Source organism: Caulobacter sp. BK020 (genome assembly GCF_004342605.1).
Taxonomy (GTDB): domain Bacteria; phylum Pseudomonadota; class Alphaproteobacteria; order Caulobacterales; family Caulobacteraceae; genus Caulobacter.
Map to the genome: position 1 here is coordinate 25,708 of NZ_SLZL01000023.1, position 17,887 is coordinate 43,594.

A 17,887-nucleotide genomic window follows, 5' to 3' on the forward strand; every position below is an offset into this window, starting at 1 on the left:
AGCACCAGGAGACCCGATGACCGAACACCCCGCGTCCCGGATCAAGAGCGGCCTCGTCGCCGTCGCGGTCTGCTGCCTTCTCGCGCTGTTCGAGGGGTTCGATCTCCAGGCCGCCGGCGTCGCCGCGCCACGCCTGGCGCCGGATCTTGGCCTGAAGCCCGAGGACCTCGGCTGGTTCTTCAGCATCAGCACCTTCGGCCTGATGGCCGGCGCCGCGATCGGCGGACGGCTGTCCGACCGCTTCGGTCGCAAGGCCACGCTGCTGGTGTCGGTGGCGGCGTTCGGCGTGCTGTCGATCGCCACGGGCCTGGCTCATGACCTGAAAAGCCTGCTGCTGGCCCGTTTTCTGACCGGAGTGGGCCTGGGCGGCGCCCTGCCCAACCTGATCGCCATCGTGGCCGAGAGCGTTTCGCCCAGGCTGCGCGGGCGCGCCGTCGGTTTCCTCTATGCGGGCATGCCTTGCGGCGGCGCCGTGGCCAGCCTCGTGAGCCTGGCCGGGGCCCATCCCTCGGACTGGCGGATGATCTTCTTCGTCGGCGGCGTCGGACCGCTGCTGGCCCTCCTGCTGGCCCTGGCCCTGCTGCCCAATCCCCCCAGGGTCCAGGCCGCCACGATCGGCGGCCAGAAGTCGGGTTTCGTCGAAGCCCTTACCGGCGACAGCCGAGGCCTGACCACCCTGCTGCTATGGATCGCGTTCTTCCTGGCCCTGCTGATCATGTACCTGCTGCTCAGCTGGCTGCCGTCGCTGATGATCGGCCGAGGCCTGAGCCGTTCCGACGCCGGCCTCATACAGATGGCCTTCAATCTGGCCGGCGCGGCTGGCAGCATCCTCACCGGCTGGCTGATGGATCACCGCCGTTGGCGCACTTTGACGATCCTGGGCGCGTTCGGCGCATCCGCGGCGGCCGTGATGACGGCGGCCGGCGCGCCGGCCTCGCTGGCGGTGTTCCTCGTGGTCGGCGCGGCGCTGGGCGCCACCGTGTCGGGCGTTCAGTCGGTGGTCTACGGCCTGGCGCCGGGCTTCTATCCCGCCCGCCTGCGCGGCACGGGCGTGGGCGCGGGCGTGGTCATGGGACGGCTCGGCTCGGCGGCCGGCCCGTTGCTGGCCGCCACCCTCATCGGCGCCGGCGGATCCTCCAACCAGGTGCTGCTGGCGCTGTTGCCGGTCATCGCCGTGGGCGGTCTGGTCAGCCTCTGGCTGGCGACACGCCCGCGTTCCGAGGACTGACGCCCCGGTTCACACTGCTCTCGGCGCGAGATCAAAGGGCGGCGATCCGCTCCAGAGCCGCCAGCATCTGCGCCTTGTCGACCTTGCCGAGGGCGTCGAGGACCTTGCGGTCATGCTGGGCGTGCGCGGCCTTGGCCTTTTGAAGCAGCGCCTCCCCCGCGACCGTCAGCGACAGGGCGTAGGCGCGGCGATCTCCTGGAACAGGCCCCCGCCGCACCAGCCCGCGGGCCTCAAGCTGGTCGATGATCGTCACCAGGTTGGAACGCTGGACACGCAGCACCTCGCCGATGACCCGTTGCTGCAGGCCGGGCGTGGCTTCGATGACCAGCAGGACGGAAAGATCGGTGACGCGCAGGTCGAACGGCTTCAGCGCGGCCAGTAAATCCTTGAACACCGCCACCTGAGCCAAGCGCAGCAGGAATCCGACCGTGGTTTCCAGGCCGCCAAGCGAAACCTCTTCGCTGATGGAGTCCTTGCGCTCCCTCGCCTCGATCATCGGCTCTTTCCCGTCTTTTCCATTCTCGTACCACGTCGCGTGGATTCGCGGCGTGACCTCAGCTGTCGCCAGTGGCCGTCGCGCAACAACGTTCTTCGAATGGACGCGTGCCTGCTCGTCGCCCATTGCATCAGGCATACAATCATGATCTGAGATAGTTAGCACTCATAACAAAATGCGCGTGCCGGCGGACACCTCGGGATCCGTCGGGAAAAATCGACGTATGAGGAGGAAACAGATGCCCAGGAATAAGAATGCTTCCGGCCGCCTGTGCGCCGGTGGTCTGCTGATCTGCGCCGCCGCCGGGGTCCAAGCGGTCGCGTCGCCCGCCTTCGCCCAGAACGCTGAAACGCCGGCCGTCCAGATTGAGGAAGTGGTCGTCACCGCCCGCCGCCGCGAGGAACGGCTGCAGGACACCCCCGTCGCCGTCACCGCCCTCGCCGGCGAGGCGCTGGAAAGTCGGGGCGTCGAGAGCGTCGACCAAATCGCCAAGTTCGCCCCCAGCATCCGCTTCGACGGCGCCGCGGCGCTGAGCGGCGGCAACTACAACGCCACCGTCTTCATCCGGGGCGTAGGCCAGAACGACTTCGCCATCTTTAGCGACCCTGGCGTGGGGGTTTATGTGGACGGCGTCTACTACGCCCGCTCGATCGGCGGCACGCTGGACGCCTTCGACGTCAGCCGCATCGAGGTGCTGCGTGGGCCGCAGGGCACGCTGTTCGGCAAGAACACCATCGGCGGCGCGGTCATCATCACCACCGACCAGCCCAAGGACGAGTTCGGCGGCAAGATCGAGGGCGTCACGGGCAGCTACGACCGGCTGGATGTCAAGGGTCACGTGGATATCCCGCTGAGCGAGAAGGTCGCGGTTCGGCTGTCGGCGGCCCGACTGACCCGCGACGGCTATGGCAAGCGCCTGCTGACCGGCGACGACCTGGGCGACCGCAACGCCACCGCCGCCCGCGCCCAGCTGCGATGGGAAGCCTCTGACGCGGTGACCGTCAGCCTGTCGGCCGACTACACGCGGGCGCGGGAACACTCCGCGCCGCAGAAGCTGCTGGTGATCGGCGCCGTCCCCGGCTTCGCAGTCGGGCCGTTCATGGCCAACTTCAACACCTATGTCGCGCCCGGTCTGGGGATCACCGCGCCGAACGGAGCCAAGACCCTGAACACCTCGTTCCTGACCGACAGTCCGTTCACGACCTACGGCACGGGTCCCAATATCAATGACCTGGATCTCTGGGGAACGTCGGCGACGATCGACTGGGATCTCGGCGGCGTCAGCTTCAAGAGCATAAGCGCCGTGCGTGGCCTGAAGGCGACCTTCGCCCGCGACGGCGACAACACCCCCTTCACCTTCCGCGAGACCTTCAATCACGACGTCCAAGCGCAATACAGCCAGGAATTCCAGCTGAGCGGCCTGTCCTTTGGCGACCGCCTGACCTGGGTGACAGGAGCCTACGTCTTCCGCGAGCGCGGCACCGATTCCGGCTACGCCAAGCTGGCGCTCGGCTTGGCGCCCGGAGCGTCGCCGCCGCCCTACAGCCCGTCGGCGGCGGTCTACACCAAGGTGACCAGCACCACCTACGCGCTGTTCGCCCAGGGCAGCCTGAGCCTGACCGACCGCCTCAGCGCCACGGTGGGCGCCCGCTACAATCGCGACGAGAAGGACTACGTGCTGGACCACCGCCGCATCCGCGACGGCGGCGTCATCGCTCAGGTGAGGCCAAGCGGATCCTGGAACTCGTTCACGCCCAAGATCGGCCTGGAGTTCAAGGCCACGCCCGACGTGCTGCTCTATGCTTCCGTCGGCAAGGGCTTCAAGAGCGGCGGCTTCAACGCCCGGCCGCTCAACGACGCCAGCGAGGTGACCGAATACCAGCCCGAGACCCTGCTGACCTATGAGGCCGGCGCCAAGACCGCCTGGCTGGACCGCCGCCTGATCCTCAACGTCGCCGGCTATTTCAGCGACTACCAGGACATCCAGGTGACGGTGAACCAGACGCCGCGCAACTTCGTGGCCAACGCCGCGGCGGGCGAGGTCAAGGGCGTCGAGGTCGAGCTGCAGGCCAAGCCGACCGCCCACTGGAGTTTCAACTTCGGCGGCGGCTACATGGACGCCAAATATACCGAGGTCGGCACGGGCCTCGCGGCGGGCCAGGTGCTGCCGATCACCCTGACCACTCACTTCGTCAAGGCGCCCAAGTGGACACTGAACGGCGGGATCGAGTACGGCGCCGACCTGCCGAACGGCGGTCGCGTGATCGTCCGCGGGGACTGGACGCACTACAGCACCGTCTACAACGACGTGGCCAACGATCCTGATCTGACCCAGCCCGCCTACGACCTATTCGGCGCACGGATCGCCTATGCCTCGCCCGACAAGGTCTGGCAGGCGGCGCTGTTCGGCACGAACCTGTCGGACGAGCGCTACATGGTGTCGGGCAACGCCTCGAGCGGCTTTGGCCTGAAGGAGGCCAGCTTTGGCCGTCCCCGTGAGTGGGGGTTCAGCCTCAGTCGCAAGTTCTGATCCTCGTCCAACGCCCGACGGGCGAGACGAAACGTGGCGGCCCCGGGATGGATGAACTCCGCCCTGGGGCTTGCCGAGACGTTGGCGCCCTTGCTCGCGCGGCGTCCGGCGACGTCGAATAGGCGCCAGGCGCCGTTTGGCGGTGCGCCAAAAAGCAGGCCCGGCCGTGCGGGCTGGCGCTCCCGCCCCTGTCCGAGCGATTGCGCCCAAGCCCAAATCCCTTGACGCACGTGACTCAGGTCAGGCCGCCGAGACCCGCGCCTGGATCAGCTTGATCGCCTCGTGCGCCGACAGCGCCGCGCCCTCCTGCCAGGCGTTGATATAGCTCATGTGCTCGCCGGCGAAGTAGAAGGCTCCGTCTGGCTTGCAAAGCTCGGCATAGTCAGTGGCGCGCTGCTCCTCCTTCCAACCGACAGCGACGCCCTCGCTGTAGGGCGTCTGCATCCACGACACGGTAAAGGGCTTGGTCAGTTCCTTGCCATGGCCGGGGTGGAACTTGTCGATCACCCGGCGCGAAATGGCGAACCGCTCCTCGAACGACAGGGCGGCATATTTCGGCGGCGCGTCGGGGCCCGAGAAGCCGATCGAATAGGCCCCGACGAGGATCCCCGTCTTCTCGCCGATGCCGCCGCTGGGATACCAGACCAGTTCGTTGGCTTCGTCGGTCCAGCCCAGGCCGCCGTACTGGAAGTCGTCCTGCTCCCAGAACCGCCGGCTCTCCCAGGCCACCTTGGTGCCGTGATGATATTCAGCCGCGGCGATCGCCTGCTTCACGCGCGGCGCGAAGTCAGAGGGGATCTTGGCCAGCACCGGCAGCGGGATGGTGCAGACGCAGAAATCGGCTTCGAGGGTCTTGGGGCCGCTCGCATCGGTGTAGTCGATCTTCACGCCTTTTGAGGTCTTGCGCAGGGCCTTGACCACGGCCCCGAACCGCACGGCGGGCTTCACCTGTTCGTAGAGCGCGTAGGAAATCCGATCCATGCCGCCGACCGGCTGTAGCATGGTGGCCTGCATGTCGATGATCTCCTCGAAGATCAGGCTGGCGCCCCAGAACCGCGCCTTCATCATGTCGGTCATGCGCAGCGGGTCGCCGCCCTTGGGTGGATGGTCGTAGCCGCCCGGCGAGGCGCTGAAGCCCGCGCGGGTCGAGCCGCCATAGGCATTGCCCTTGCCGAGGTCGCCATAGGCCGAGAGATAGCCCAGCAGCTTCTGCTTATCGATCCCCGTCAATTCCTGATCCAGAGCGCCCTTGTCGACGGCCTTGGCCAGCAGTTCAGTAAAGGCGCCGCGCGTGTCGTTGACCGCCTGGCGCTCGGTGACCACCTGGCCAGCGAAGTCCAGCTTGGCCGAACGATTGGCGTTGACCATCACCTCCAGCGGCACGTTCAGCTCTTGGCAATAGCCAAGGACCGCGTGGTGCCACTGCGGGATACGGGCGGGGCCGGCGTTGAAATAGGCGTTCCTGCCCTCCGCCCAGTCGACGGTCTGGTCGGGTCGCCCGGTCTGGACGATCGTCGATCCGCCCCTCACGGACCAGGCGCGGCCGCCCGGACGGTCGCGGGCCTCCAGCACCGTCACCGCATAGCCCGCCTTGCGCAGCTCGTAGGCAGACACCAGGCCGGCGATCCCCGCGCCCAGGATCGCCACCGACTTGCCCGCGCCGCCGCCCGCCGGCAGCTTCGGCGGACCGGCATAGGCCCGAGGCGCAGCCAGCAGGCCCATGCCCATCATGGTGGTGTAGAGGGCGCCGTAGCCGCCGGCCTTGCCCACGGAGGTCAGAAAGCGCCGTCGTGAAATACCCATCGTCTCTTCCCCCATATTAGACTTGAAGGCTGAAGGTCGGCGTGAAGCCGCAGGCGCCGTCGCAGCAGGAAGCGCGAGCTTGGGCCAGGAAATCGGGTTCGTGCCACCAATATTCGGCCGGGACCTCGCAAACGAAACGCCGACCGCGGTCGAGGGCGGCGTGCTGGGCATGGTCTGCGAACGGGTCGATCAGGTCGGCGACCGTGTGGACCTCGCCGTGCTTGATCACCTTGGCGACCTTGGCCGCGTCCTCGATCCGGGCCAACGGGTCGCCGTCCACGACGATCAGGTCGGCGTAGTGGCCGGTGACGATCGCCCCGAGCGGTTCGTCCAGGTACGCGCCCGAGGCGCTGGTGGCGGTGACAAGCGCCTCGTACGGCGTCATGCCGTAGCGAACCATGGCCCGCAGGTTCATGTGCAGGCTGACGGCGTTGAAGTCGATCGGCGAGTCCGTGCCGGTGACGATGCGGCCGCCCGCCCGGACAGTGCGCGCCACCTCGGCGACATTGCGGGCCAGCGAGGCCAGGATCGGCGCGCGGTCCATGGCCGCCATCTGCTTGGCGCGCTCCAGCAGCCGGGCATATTCCCACGGCGGATAGAGCGCCTTGATGCGCGGATCGTCGACCAGCGACCGGTCGTCGCCCAATAGCGCCGTCGAGGTGAATAGGGTCGGTGTCCGCGCCGCCTTGCTGGCCACGAAGGCGACGTTGACGTCCTGGTAGATGTTTCCCAGCGCGCTGACGGTGCGCGAATAGCCAGTGCGGCTGGTCGCGCCCAGATGCTCCATGCCGTCCATGCCCAGCCCAAGGGCCGGATAGTGATAGTGCGAGGTCAGCGGCAGACCCTTGGCGTGGGCCCAGGCGATGACCTCCTTTTGGCGCTCGCCCGACAGGCGGACATAGGTCTTGATCAGGTCGTATGAGAGCGCCTCGACCCGCTTCAGCTCCAGCGCCATCTGGCCGGGCTCGGTGACCGGCCGCATGAAGTTGTAGAAGATCCGCGACCCGTCGATCGCCTCGCCGGTGGCGTAGTAGCGCGGGCCGATCCGCTTTCCGGACTCGATCGCCTCCTGATCCTCAACGGTGTGATAGGCAGGGCCGCCCGGCGAGCGGGTCGTGGTCACCCCCAGAGACAGCCACAGCCGCCCTTCCCGGTCGCCATAGCCGTAGCCCTGCATCTGGCGATGGGTGTGCATGTCGATCAGGCCCGGCATCACCGTGCCGGCCGGCGCGTCGACGATCTTCACGTCTGCCGTCACCTCGCCCTTGGGCGCGAGCCCGGCAATGCGACCGTCGGAGATCAGCACGTCGACGTTCTCACGAAGCGTCGGCGACTTGCCGTCCCACAGGCGAGCGGCGCGGACCACCATCCGCCCCTTGGGCCGGACATTGGCCCAGGTGAGGCCGTGCGGCACGGTCTTGGGCGCGCCGCCGGTCGTCGAGATCAGCTTCAGCTGGCCGGCGGAAAGATAGATCAAGCTCTTGCCGTCGCCGCTCCAGTTGACCGCGTCCGTGACCTCGTCATTCAATGCCTTGGGCGGGCCCAGCAGCTTGCCGGTCTCGTCCACGGGCGAGACGTGCAGGCGGCTGGCGAAGACATAGGCCAGGCTCTTGCCATCCGGCGACCAGACGGGACCGTCGTCACCGCGTGTGCCCAGCGAGCGATCGGGCGCGATCGGGGCGTAGGTCCCCTTCCCGCTGGCCACGTCGATGGTCAGGATCTCGCTCAGGCCCTCGCGGAAGCGGGCCGAGTAGGGCTTGAAGGCGGCGTAGGCGATGGTCTTGTCGCCCGGCCCCCAGCTCGGCTTGCCCGGTTCCCACAGGTCGCCATAGACGCGGTGGGTCTCGCCGGTCGCGGCGTCGGCGACGAACAGCCCGCCGTTCTGGCTGAGAAAGGCGATCGACTTGCCGTCCCGCGACCAGGCGCTGGACACCGCCGCCCCGTCGAAGTGCGTCAGTTGCTTACTGGCGCCGGTGGTCATGTCGCGCAGCCAGATGTCCAACGAACCGCCCTTGTCGGTTGAATAGGCCAGGATCTCGCCGTCCGGCGACCAGGCTGGATCGACCTTGCTGAAGCTGTCCTGGGTCAGCGCCTTGGCCGGTCCGCCGCCGATATCGAGCAGGTAGAGGTCGTTGAGCGCCCGGAACACCACTTGGCGGCCGTCGGGCGACAGGGCCGGACTGCCAATTCCAATCACCGGCCGGGTCTTGGCGGACAGGAAGTCTCGGCTCTTCTTGGTGTAGCGTGGGGTCAGCACCGGGACGGTGGCGGTGAACGCGATGGTCTTGGCTGGGCCGCCGGCTGCGCGGCGCTTGATCTGGCCGTCAGCAGTGTACAGGAACTCATCCGAGCCCAGCCACGACGTCCGGAACGGGAAGACATCCTCGCCCTCGACCACCACGCCGGCGGCGTTGCGCAGCTCGGCCTTGCCGTTCTCGATGGCGGTGAAGACCACGTCCTGACCGTCCGGGGTGAAGGCTGGGCTGGCGACCGAGGCGGGGTTGAAGCGGTCGGCCGAGGCCTTGACCTTGGCCACCGTCCGCCGCGCCCCGTCCAGGGCCTGGATGTCGATCCGGACCTTGTCGACCGTGAAGGCGAGGCTCTTGCCATCCGGCGCCCACGATGGCTCGAACTCGTCGCCGGGCCCCGCGCTGAAGGCGGTGATCGCACCGCTGGCGACGTCCAGCAGGTGGACGCCGTAGCGCCCGCCCCGGTCCGACGAGAAGGCGATCGTCTTGCCGTCCGGCGACCAGCGCGGCTCACGGCAGTCGAACACGCCCTTGGTCAGTTGCTTCAGGCCCGCCCCGTCCACACCGATGGTCCAGACGTGGAAGTTGCCGTCGCGGTAGGACTGGAAGGCCAGCGTCTTGCCGTCCGGCGACCAGTCCGGCTGGGCGATCTCGTAGATCTCGTCGGTCAGCCGCCTGGCCGGACCGCCGTCGATCGGGACCAGCCACAGCATGGCGTAGACGTCGAAGGCCACGGTCTTGCCGTCGGGCGAGACGGTGGCGCAGATGTTGGTGCCTTCTGTGGCCGTGACGCTCCGCGTGTCGGCGACCAGCGGCTGGTCGGCCGCCTTCGCACCCGGAGGCGTCAGCGCCACGACGCCCGAAGCGGCGATCGCCCCGCCGCCGATCGAGAAAAGCCGGCGGCGGCTGACGCCGCGCTTGGAACTCTTGGTCATCGTGAACTCCGAGAGGACCGGCCCGGACCTGCGCCCGGACCGGCGGCAAGCCTAGAACCGGGCGGCGACGCGGGCGTAGTAGAAGCCGCCGCTGATCCCGTACGGAGAGTACTGATTGTAGTAGGCGAAGGCGGGCGTGCCGCGATTGGCGGCGCGAACGCTGTCCGGATAGGCGTCCAGCAGGTTGTTGGCGCCCACGCTGACCGTGATGTTGTCGGTCGCCGCGTAGCTGAGGTCGAGATCGACGATCAGCTTGGGGCTGACGGTCTCGTCGTTGGTCGCCAGGGGCGTGCGCTGGATCACCTCGCCATAGCGGGTCAGGCGCAGGTTGGTGTCGAACTTTCCCAGCGTCCAGTCGGCGCCCAGGATGTACTTGTCCTTGGGCGTGCCGACGGTCAGGTCGCCGATCTTGACGCGATCGATGTAGACGATCCCGGCCGCCGCCAGGGCCGCCGGCGGCTGCACCACCCGGGTGAATTCGTTCTTGGTGTGGTTGGCCGAGAAGGTCCAGCGTACGGATCCGAGGTCGCCGAAGTCGGTGCGGTAGTCGACCACGAAGTCGACGCCGCGCGTCTTCGTGTCGGCGAAGTTGCCGTAGTAGAAGGCCGCCTGCTGCGGGTTCAGCCCTTGGCTGGCCAGGGCGTTGCTGACGGCCGCGTTCGGGCCCAGCGTGCCGCTCTGCAGGATTCGGTTGTCGATCTTGATCTGGTAGACATCCAGCGTGACGTTCATTCGCGAGATCGGCTGGGCGACTAGGCCGACCGAATAGTTGACCGACTTCTCCGGACGCAGCGGCTTGGCGCCCAGGGCGATCGCGGCCGGATTGTCCGGCGGCAGCAGTTGCACCGGATAGAGTTGGGTCGTCGTGGCCGGCGGTACGATCACGCCGATGGTGCTGGACGAGGCGTAGTGCTGCTGCTGAAGCGACGGGGCCCGGAAGCCCGTGCTGGCCGTCCCCCGGATCGCCAGTCGGGGCAGGATCGCGTAGCGGCTGGACAGCTTGAAGGTCTTGGCGTTCCCGAAGTCGGAATAGTGCTCAAAACGGCCTGCCAGGGCGAACTCGAGCTTGTCGGTGACCTTCTGCTCGACGTTCAGATAGGCCGAAATGTTGTCGCGCGAGAACGACCCGGCCGAAAATGGCGGGAAGCCCGTCACGCCTTGCGAGCCGCCCGCGAAGACGACGCCGGCCTGCGGGCTGCCGGCCGGCGCGACATAGCCGCCATTGACATAGGAGGCCGGCTCGCCCGCGACGATCTCGAACTTGTCGTCGCGATATTCGGCGCCCAGGGCCACGAACAGCGGCTGGGCGAAGACGCCGGTGTCGACCTCGCGCGTCAGGTCCAGGTTGCTGGTCCACTCCTGAAACTTCAGCGCGCCGATATAGAAATAGGTCGGGCTGGCCGGGCCCAGCGAGGCGTTCAGCGAGTTCTCGTAATAGTCGACGTCGTCGCGGCTGAAGGTCGTGGACAGATCCCAGTCGAAGCCCAGCAGGCCAGCCCCCTTTGCGCCAAGGGCGACCTGGAAGTCGCGGTCCTTGAGGAACAGGCGCGGCGTATAGCCGTCGGGATTGATGGCCGTGATGTTGTTGGCGGCGTTCGGGTTGCGGAAGGTCAACCAAGCGGCGGTGTTACGGCTGGAGAAGGTGCCGAACGAATAGAGGTCGATGTCGTCGCTGATCGGCGAGCCGGCGCTGTAGCCCAGCGAGAACAGTTGCACCTGCGGCGAGCCGGGATGGCTGGTGTGGCGATTGGCGGTGGCCTCGCGCGGATCCGGCGTCGCGCCGGCCGTCCCCACGCGCACGGGGCGGCCCAGGGCGTTCAGGGGGAAGTACATCTGGGTGGTGTTCAGCGTCTTGTCGCCCCGGTCCGTCGGGTCGGTGAGACGCACGTCGGCGGTCAGGTTCAGATAGCCGGCCTCGCCCAGCTTCAGGCCGATATTGCCCGAGACTTGGCCCGTCTCGCCGTCGCCCTCGGCCGTCTTGCCGTAAAGCGCCGTCATCGAGCCGCCTTCGGGACTCTTCTTCAGGATGACGTTGATCACCCCGGCCAAGGCGTCGGAACCGTACTGGGCGGAGGCGCCGTCGCGCAGCACCTCGATTCGCTCGATCGCGGCCGAGGGGATCAGGTCCAGGTCCGGCGGCGACTGGCCGTTCTGGGTGGTGCCGTTGACGAACAGGATGGCGGTGTTGTGCCGGCGCTTGCCGTTGACCAGCACCAGGGTCTGGTCGGCCGACAGCCCGCGCAAGGACACCGTCTTGATCGCGAAGCTGGCGCCCGCGCCGCTGTTGGAGGTGTTGGCCGACGGCACCAGGGTCGAGATCAGGTCGCGCGTCGACTGCTTGCCGCTCTTGGTCAGCTCTGCCGACGAGATGACGTCGATCGGCGCCATGCTCTCGGTCACCGTGCGGGAGGTCGAGCGGGTGCCGGTGACGATCACCGCCTCGATGATGCTGGGTTCTTCTGGCTTGGGTGGGGGAACGGGTTCGGCGGCGGGCGGCGAAACCGCGCCAGCGGCGCCCGACCAGCCCGTCCGGATCAGGCCGGTGCGCGGCGGCGCCAGGACGATCGTCTTGCCGTCGTTGGAGACCACCGCCAGCCCGGTGCCGGACAGAAGTTGCTCCAGCGCGCGGTCGACCGGCCAGGCGCCCTTCACGGGCGCGGTGCGCTTGCCTTCGGCGGCCTCGGACTGGACCAGGATCTGCACGCCAGCCTGACGCGCGAACTGGCGGATGCCCGCCGCCGCCGGTTGGGCGTCGATCCGGAACGGCATGGCCTGGGCCAGGGCGGCGCCGGCGCTCAGCGCCCAGATGGCCGAGGCCGCACAGAGCAGCCGCCGCCTGGCGGAACGGTTCGTCCAGTCACCCATCGACAATCCCCCATCGTTCCGAGGTCCGCCATGCGCGGCCTCCTGACAGGACGAGGGATCGGACGCAGATTTCCGGTGGGCGTTCACGCGATTGGTTCGATCACGGTCCAACTCGCCCGCTTTCGCGCCAGCTTCGGCCCTGGGCGCCCGTTTCGCATGCGTGCCGACAACGCCGCCCCCCGGCGCGGAAGTCTTGCTCCCGACGCCTTCTCCGCCTTGAATTTTCATGGATGCTCCGCCGCAAAGATCGGGGGAGAGTAGGACAACAGAACTCGTCTACACCGAGTCAGTATGCTTGCGGATATCCACAGGTTTACTCATATCGCCACATAGAATAGGCGACATTCCATTCAGTGATATAGAAAGCAGAAGTACGATCAGGAAGTACGGCCGCGACTGATCCGGATGGAACCCGCGTCATCATTGACGACCGCGCCGAGTGTGGCCGCGACCGCGGCGGCGAAACTCTCTGGCTCGTTGGTCTGGAACAGGCCAACGAAGCGTTCCCGCGCCAGGACCGGATCCTCGATCACGATTTGACGGTTGTTGTAGCGGTTGAACAGCCGCGCGGCCTGTTCGAGATTTTCACCATCCAGGGCGATCTCGCCGTTGCGCCAGGCCAGGCTGCGCTCGATCTCGGACGGCGACTCCGCCACGGTCGGCGACACGGCGCTGGCCAGGACGATGCGACTGCCCGCCGACAGCTGCCGGCGAGGGGCCGGGTCGCCTTCGATCCAGGCCTCGACCACGCCCTCGGTGACCATCACATCGACGCCGGCGGCCGCCTCGTCGCCGCGTCGTACGGAGAAAGCGGTGCCTACGGCCCGAACCCGCACGGTCCCGGCCGCCACGATGAACGGGCGCTCGGGGTCCTTGGCGACCTGGAACCAGGCTTCGCCCTCGCGAAGCACGATCCGGCGCGACCTTGGCCTCATGGCCACATCCAGCGCGGTCTTGGTGTTGATGGCCACCAGGGACCCATCGGCCAGCGGCACCCGCCGAATCTCGCCCAGGCGCGTATCCAGCCGTTGCGGCCGCGCGGCCCACAGGCCGACGCCGCCTATCAACGCAGCGGCTATTCCCCCCGCCCCGGCGATCAGGGCGCGGCGGTTCGGCCGACCGGCGACGGCCTCGACCGATGGCGCCGCGCCAGCCAGGGCCCGACCGCGATCCAGGAAACTGATCGCCGCCTGGGCGCGCAGCAGCGCGCCGGCCCGGCGCGCGTCGCCATCCAGCCAGGCCAGCAGTTCGGGATCCCGCTCCACGTCCAGGCCACGCGCATCGACACGGACGGCCCAGTCGGCCGCCTCGTCGTCAATCTCGCTTGCGGACCGGGTGGAGCTCATGAGCCTTGCCGCCTGCCGGATGATCTTGTGCGTCCGTTTCCGATAAGGCCCGCAGGATTAAACGCAAGCCCCGCGCCGACTGCATCTCCACGACATTTTCCGTCACCCCCAGGCGCAGGGCGGTCTCCCGCTGGGAAAGACCGTGGATCCGGCGAAGGGTGAAGATCCGCCGACATCGCTCGGGTAGCTCCTCTATCAACCGCCGTATCCGGCCCAGTTCGCGACGGCCCGCGACCACGCGTTCCGGAGACGGCTCATCATCTACGACGTTCAGGGCGTCGATTTCCGTGACGCAGTCGATGCGAATGATGCGCGCGCGGCGAATTTTCTCGATCGCGATGTTGCGCGCGGTCCGGAAGAAGTAGGCGCGACCGCTGGCGATGTGGGCGACGCTGTCCAGAGCGGCCAGGCGGCAATAGGTCTCCTGGACCACGTCGTCGATGTCGGCCGCGGCGCTGCCGGAGCGGCGCAGCCACGCGCGCACGTCGGCTTCGTGCGGAAGGATCTGGCCGCCGACGAAGGCGACGATTTCAGCGCGACTCTGTTTCAACGGGCCCTCGACAGCGACAAACCCCGGCGACGAGAAAGGTTCGAAGCTCTTCCCTCCCCGGGCAACACGCCCCACGAGAAATATCGGTCGATCGCCGGCCGACGCTGAGCCACGAAGCACAGCCGCGCCCCTAGCGCCTAGGTTCTGCGCCCCGGCAACGCAGCGCCCTCAGCGGCAAGCTTGTCGTCGAACAGTGGGCCTGGGGAACGCGCGGCTTAAAGATAGCTGGACCTTGAAGACGCTTGCATCGCGGACCCCGCGCTCCGCCGATCGCTAGGCCGGAGCCGTCCAGAGCTGCCCTCACCGGGGAAAGGCCGCCGGTTCAGGCCAGGCCGTGGTGGCGACCAGGGCGTCGAATTCGTCTGGCCAGCGTGCGCGCCACTCGGCCTTTTGGTCATCAGCGGCCCAAGAGCCATCGACGCCGTTCAGCATCATCTCGCGCAGGTCGGCCATGTCGTAGCCCAGATGGCTGTGCATCAGCTCCCAGGCCCCGCCGGGCGTGACGTTGTGCAGTGTCGGATCATCGGTATTGGGATGCAGCTTCAGACCCAGGCGCGACATCCGCCGGATCGGATGGTCGACGGCCCACCGCTCGGGTTCCAGCGTGCGCAGATAGTAGGAGTTGGTCGGCACGATCGTGAACACCAGGCCCCGCTCGGCATAGCGCTGCGCCAGATCCGGATTGTCGACTATGGTGTAGCCATGGTCGACGCGGTCGACCTTCAGCAGGTCGACAGCCGTCTCGACATTGGTCCAGGGCATGCCGAACTCGCCGGCGTGGGCGGTGGCCTTCAGGCCGTGGCGCCGCGCCAGGGCGTAGGCTTCGTGGAAGAGCTCGGGCGGGCGGTCGTTCTCGCGATAGTCGATGCCGATGCCCGGCACGGCGGGATCGCGACACTCCAGCATCAGTTCGACCATCTCCAGCGCACTGGACGCCTCGGCCTCGCGGTCGATGCTGGGGATCAACAGGCCGCTGACGCCAAGGTCCGCCCGCGCCTCGCGTACACCGGCCAGGATTCCGGCCTGCGCCTCACGATAGGTCAGGCCCCTATCGCGAACGGTGGCGGTCGGGTTCCAGAAGAACTCGGCGTGGCGTACGCCCTCGGCCGCCGCGTCCTCTAGATACTCGTAGGCGATCCGGCGAAAATCGTCGGGCTCAAGCAGCAGATACCGCTCCAGCGCCCGCAGCACGCGCAGCACGCCGATCGGCTTGGAACCCCGCTCGTAAAAGACGGCGATCTCGGCCTCGCTGATCGGCGCGCCACGCCGGCGAACGAGGTCGGCGAAGGTCTCGCGCCGCACCGAGCCCAGCAGGTGACAATGCAGCTCGACCTTGGGGATCGCGCGAAACACGGCGCGTTGGGCGTCGGTCGTCCGGCGCCCCAGCGTGGTCGCCGGAACGGCTCCGATGGATTTGGCGATGTCGGTCATCAGTGCGTGGCGGCCGTGTAGAAGTAGTATCCGAGCGGAACGGCCAGGATCAGAAGTCCGATCGGGATCTCGCGCGCCTTGCCGGCCAGCACCTGGACGATCACGTGGACCAGCAGGCCGCCGGCGATGCCCGTGCCGAAGCTGTTGGAGATTAAGGTCAGCAGCACCATGGCGATGGCTGGGAACAGGTCGGTCACGGCTTCGCTGCGCAGGTGGCGGATGGTGCCAAGCATCGAGACGCCGATCAGGATCAGCGCCGGCGCCGTGGCCTGTTTCGGAATGGCCATGGCCAGCGGCAGCAGGCACAGCGCGCCCAGGAAAAGCGCCGCGGCGGTGACGGGCGTCAGGCCCGTACGGCCGCCTGCCTCGACCCCGGCGGCCGACTCCACCAGGGCGGTGCCGGCCGGGATGCCGATCAGCGGCCCCAGGGCCGCGGCGAACGAGTCGACCAGGAACGGCCGCTCGATGCCCGGCAGGTTCCCCTCCCCGTCCGTTAGGCCCGCCTTGGCGCCGATGGCCAGGGTGGTGCCCAGGGTCGAGAAGAACTCGGCGGCGAAGAAGGCGAAGACGTAGGGCAGCGCGGCGATCGTGAGGGCCGACATCATGTCGACCTTCAGCGCCACCGGCGTCAGGACGTGCGGTGCGGAGAAGACCGCATCGGGCAGCTTGGTCAGGCCAAGGGGAACGCCCGCCAGGGCGGCGGCGGCGATGCCGGCCAACACCGCGCCAGGGATCTTGCGCGCCTGCAGGGCCAGGGCGACGGCCAAGCCGATCAGAGCCACCACAGGGCCGGGTTGGGAGAAGTCGCCCAGCTTCAGGGCCATGGTCTTGACGTTGACCGCCACCATGCCAGCGTCGCGGCAGCCTAGCATGGCGATGAACAGGCCAATCGAGGCCCCCAGCCCCAGCTTGATCTGCGGCGGGATCATCTTGACCACCAGCTCGCGCGCGCCGGTCAGGGTCAGGACCATGAACAGCAGGCCCGACGTCATGGCGATGGCCAGGCCGGTGGCGAGCGGCACGTGCTCGTTATGCGCTAGGGTCACACCCAGGATCACCGAGCCGCCGATGCCGGGCCCGACGATGAACGGCAGGTTGGCGTAGAGGCCCATGGCGATGCTGCCCAGAGCCATGACCAGGATCGCGGCGGTGGTCGCGGCGCCGCGATCCATGCCGCCGGTCGACAGGAGCGACGGGATGACCACGATCAGGTAGGCCGCCGCCAGGAAGCTGGTCAGGCCGGCCATCATCTCGCGGCCGGCCGTGGTCCCCCGCGCAGTCAGGGCGAAGCGACGGTCGAGGATAGCGTGGACGTGGCTCATTCGGAGGCCTGGGCGACGAAGGTTTCGACAAAGCGGGGCACATCGATCGCTCGCACAATATGGACCTCGCGCTCGCCGGTGTTGGGCGCCATGTCCGCCTTCCAGACCACCGGCTGGCCGTACGACGGCCCGGCGAAGGTGTCGACGTCCATGCGCGCCACCAGCTCCTCCGTGACCAGCGAGCGGTCGATGGCGACGGAGACGGTGATCTCGTCCCACAGCGGCTGGCCGATACGGGCGTAGGTCTTGACGTAGGTCGCCACCGGCGTGCCGGCTGCGCCGATGCGATCGACCACCTCTTGCGTCGCCCTGGCGGCGGCGGTGACATTGCCCATCACCGTGATCTTCCTCCACGGGGCGGTCAGCACGATGTGCGCGGCTTCGGGGTCGAAGATGAAGTTGAAGTCGGTGGCGTAGTCGGTGTTGCCGGTGACCCGCGCCACGGCGGTGTCCAGCTTGCCAGGCTCGATGACGATCTCCTTGGCCAGACCCGCGATGTCCGGCGCGATGCGCAGGGCCAGGGCGATATTGGTCAGCGGGCCGGCGCTGACCACCGTCACCTCCCCCGGATGGGCGCGGACGTTGCGGATCAGGGCGTGCACGGCGTCCTCGTCGGACGCCTCGAGGGTTGGCGCGCCCTCCGGCATCGGCGGGATCAGGTCGGGATCCTGCGGATGATAGGTGCGTCCCGGACGGGGCGTGCTCCAGGCGCCCTTGAACGGCACCTTGCCATAGCGCGCCTCCCAGTTGGCCATCTCAGCCTGGGTGCGGATCAGCGGCATCTGCGCGCCCAGATGGACAGGCGCGCCGGGGCGCTTGGCGATCTCGAGGAAGCGCAGGGCGTGGGCGGCCTCTTCCTTCAGCCACGCGTCGCCGGTGACGACGCCGATCCCCAGCAGCTTGACCCGGTCGTCGCGCAGCAGCGGGATCAGCGACTGGATGTTGCTCTGGCCGGGGCCCAGGAAGTCGTTGTCGAAGAAGATTGCGACCTTGCCCTTCGGGATGACGTCCTTTGGGGGCGGCGAGGTCGTCTGGGCGAATGCGCCGCCCGCGAGCGACAGGCTCGCGAGCAGCGCCGCCAGGCCAAGGGCTGCGGTGCGCAAACAAGGGGGGAAGCGACAGGGCAGCATGG

Annotated in this window: 11 protein-coding genes; 2 read left to right on the forward strand and 9 right to left on the reverse strand. The window is 68.0% G+C overall.

All coding sequences use genetic code 11. The features are described from left to right. Positions 1-16 precede the first annotated feature (16 nt). Positions 17-1,228 carry a 3-(3-hydroxy-phenyl)propionate transporter MhpT gene (gene mhpT, locus EV278_RS21065; protein WP_132095731.1) on the forward strand — a complete coding sequence of 404 codons (1,212 nt, stop codon included), beginning with the start codon at positions 17-19 and terminating at the stop codon, positions 1,226-1,228. Positions 1,229-1,259: 31 nt separating this feature from the next. On the opposite strand, the gene EV278_RS21070 is transcribed toward mhpT, so the two are convergent. Beyond that, positions 1,260-1,850, reverse strand: a complete 591-nt coding sequence (locus EV278_RS21070) for a MarR family transcriptional regulator (RefSeq protein WP_243692289.1) — start codon at positions 1,848-1,850, stop codon at positions 1,260-1,262. Positions 1,851-1,962: 112 nt separating this feature from the next. Here EV278_RS21070 and EV278_RS21075 point away from each other — a divergent pair, with 112 nt between their 5' ends. Next, positions 1,963-4,254: a TonB-dependent receptor gene (locus EV278_RS21075; protein ID WP_132095733.1), complete on the forward strand. Its 2,292-nt coding sequence runs from the start codon at positions 1,963-1,965 to the stop codon at positions 4,252-4,254. Between the two features lie 240 nt (positions 4,255-4,494). Here EV278_RS21075 and EV278_RS21080 read toward each other — a convergent pair whose 3' ends face one another. The 8 genes from EV278_RS21080 to EV278_RS21115 all read right to left on the reverse strand — a co-directional run bounded on the left by EV278_RS21080 (position 4,495) and on the right by EV278_RS21115 (position 17,885). Further along, positions 4,495-6,057 (reverse strand): FAD-dependent oxidoreductase, encoded by a 1,563-nt coding sequence (locus tag EV278_RS21080; RefSeq protein ID WP_132095735.1) that lies wholly within the window; start codon positions 6,055-6,057, stop codon positions 4,495-4,497. A gap of 16 nt (positions 6,058-6,073) precedes the next feature. Beyond that, complete coding sequence (locus EV278_RS21085; RefSeq protein ID WP_132095737.1) at positions 6,074-9,241, reverse strand: amidohydrolase family protein; 3,168 nt, start codon at positions 9,239-9,241, stop codon at positions 6,074-6,076. A 51-nt stretch (positions 9,242-9,292) separates the two neighbouring features. Next, positions 9,293-12,106, reverse strand: a complete 2,814-nt coding sequence (locus EV278_RS21090; RefSeq protein WP_132095738.1) for a TonB-dependent receptor — start codon at positions 12,104-12,106, stop codon at positions 9,293-9,295. A gap of 377 nt (positions 12,107-12,483) precedes the next feature. Continuing rightward, positions 12,484-13,452, reverse strand: a complete 969-nt coding sequence (locus tag EV278_RS21095) for a FecR domain-containing protein (protein ID WP_132095740.1) — start codon at positions 13,450-13,452, stop codon at positions 12,484-12,486. Next, entirely contained in the window at positions 13,421-14,002 is a 582-nt protein-coding gene (locus tag EV278_RS21100) for an RNA polymerase sigma factor (RefSeq protein ID WP_132095742.1), read from the reverse strand. Before EV278_RS21100 ends, EV278_RS21095 begins: the two co-directional genes overlap by 32 nt. Positions 14,003-14,302: 300 nt before the next feature. Continuing rightward, entirely contained in the window at positions 14,303-15,433 is a 1,131-nt protein-coding gene (add, locus tag EV278_RS21105; RefSeq protein ID WP_132095744.1) for an adenosine deaminase, read from the reverse strand. Then, complete coding sequence (locus EV278_RS21110; protein ID WP_132095746.1) at positions 15,433-16,755, reverse strand: NCS2 family permease; 1,323 nt, start codon at positions 16,753-16,755, stop codon at positions 15,433-15,435. Before EV278_RS21110 ends, add begins: the two co-directional genes overlap by 1 nt. Continuing rightward, the gene (locus tag EV278_RS21115) at positions 16,752-17,885 is read right to left on the reverse strand and encodes a nucleoside hydrolase (protein ID WP_132095748.1); all 1,134 of its coding nucleotides are present in this window, start codon (positions 17,883-17,885) and stop codon (positions 16,752-16,754) included. The genes EV278_RS21110 and EV278_RS21115 overlap by 4 nt, the downstream gene beginning before the upstream one ends. Positions 17,886-17,887 lie beyond the last annotated feature (2 nt).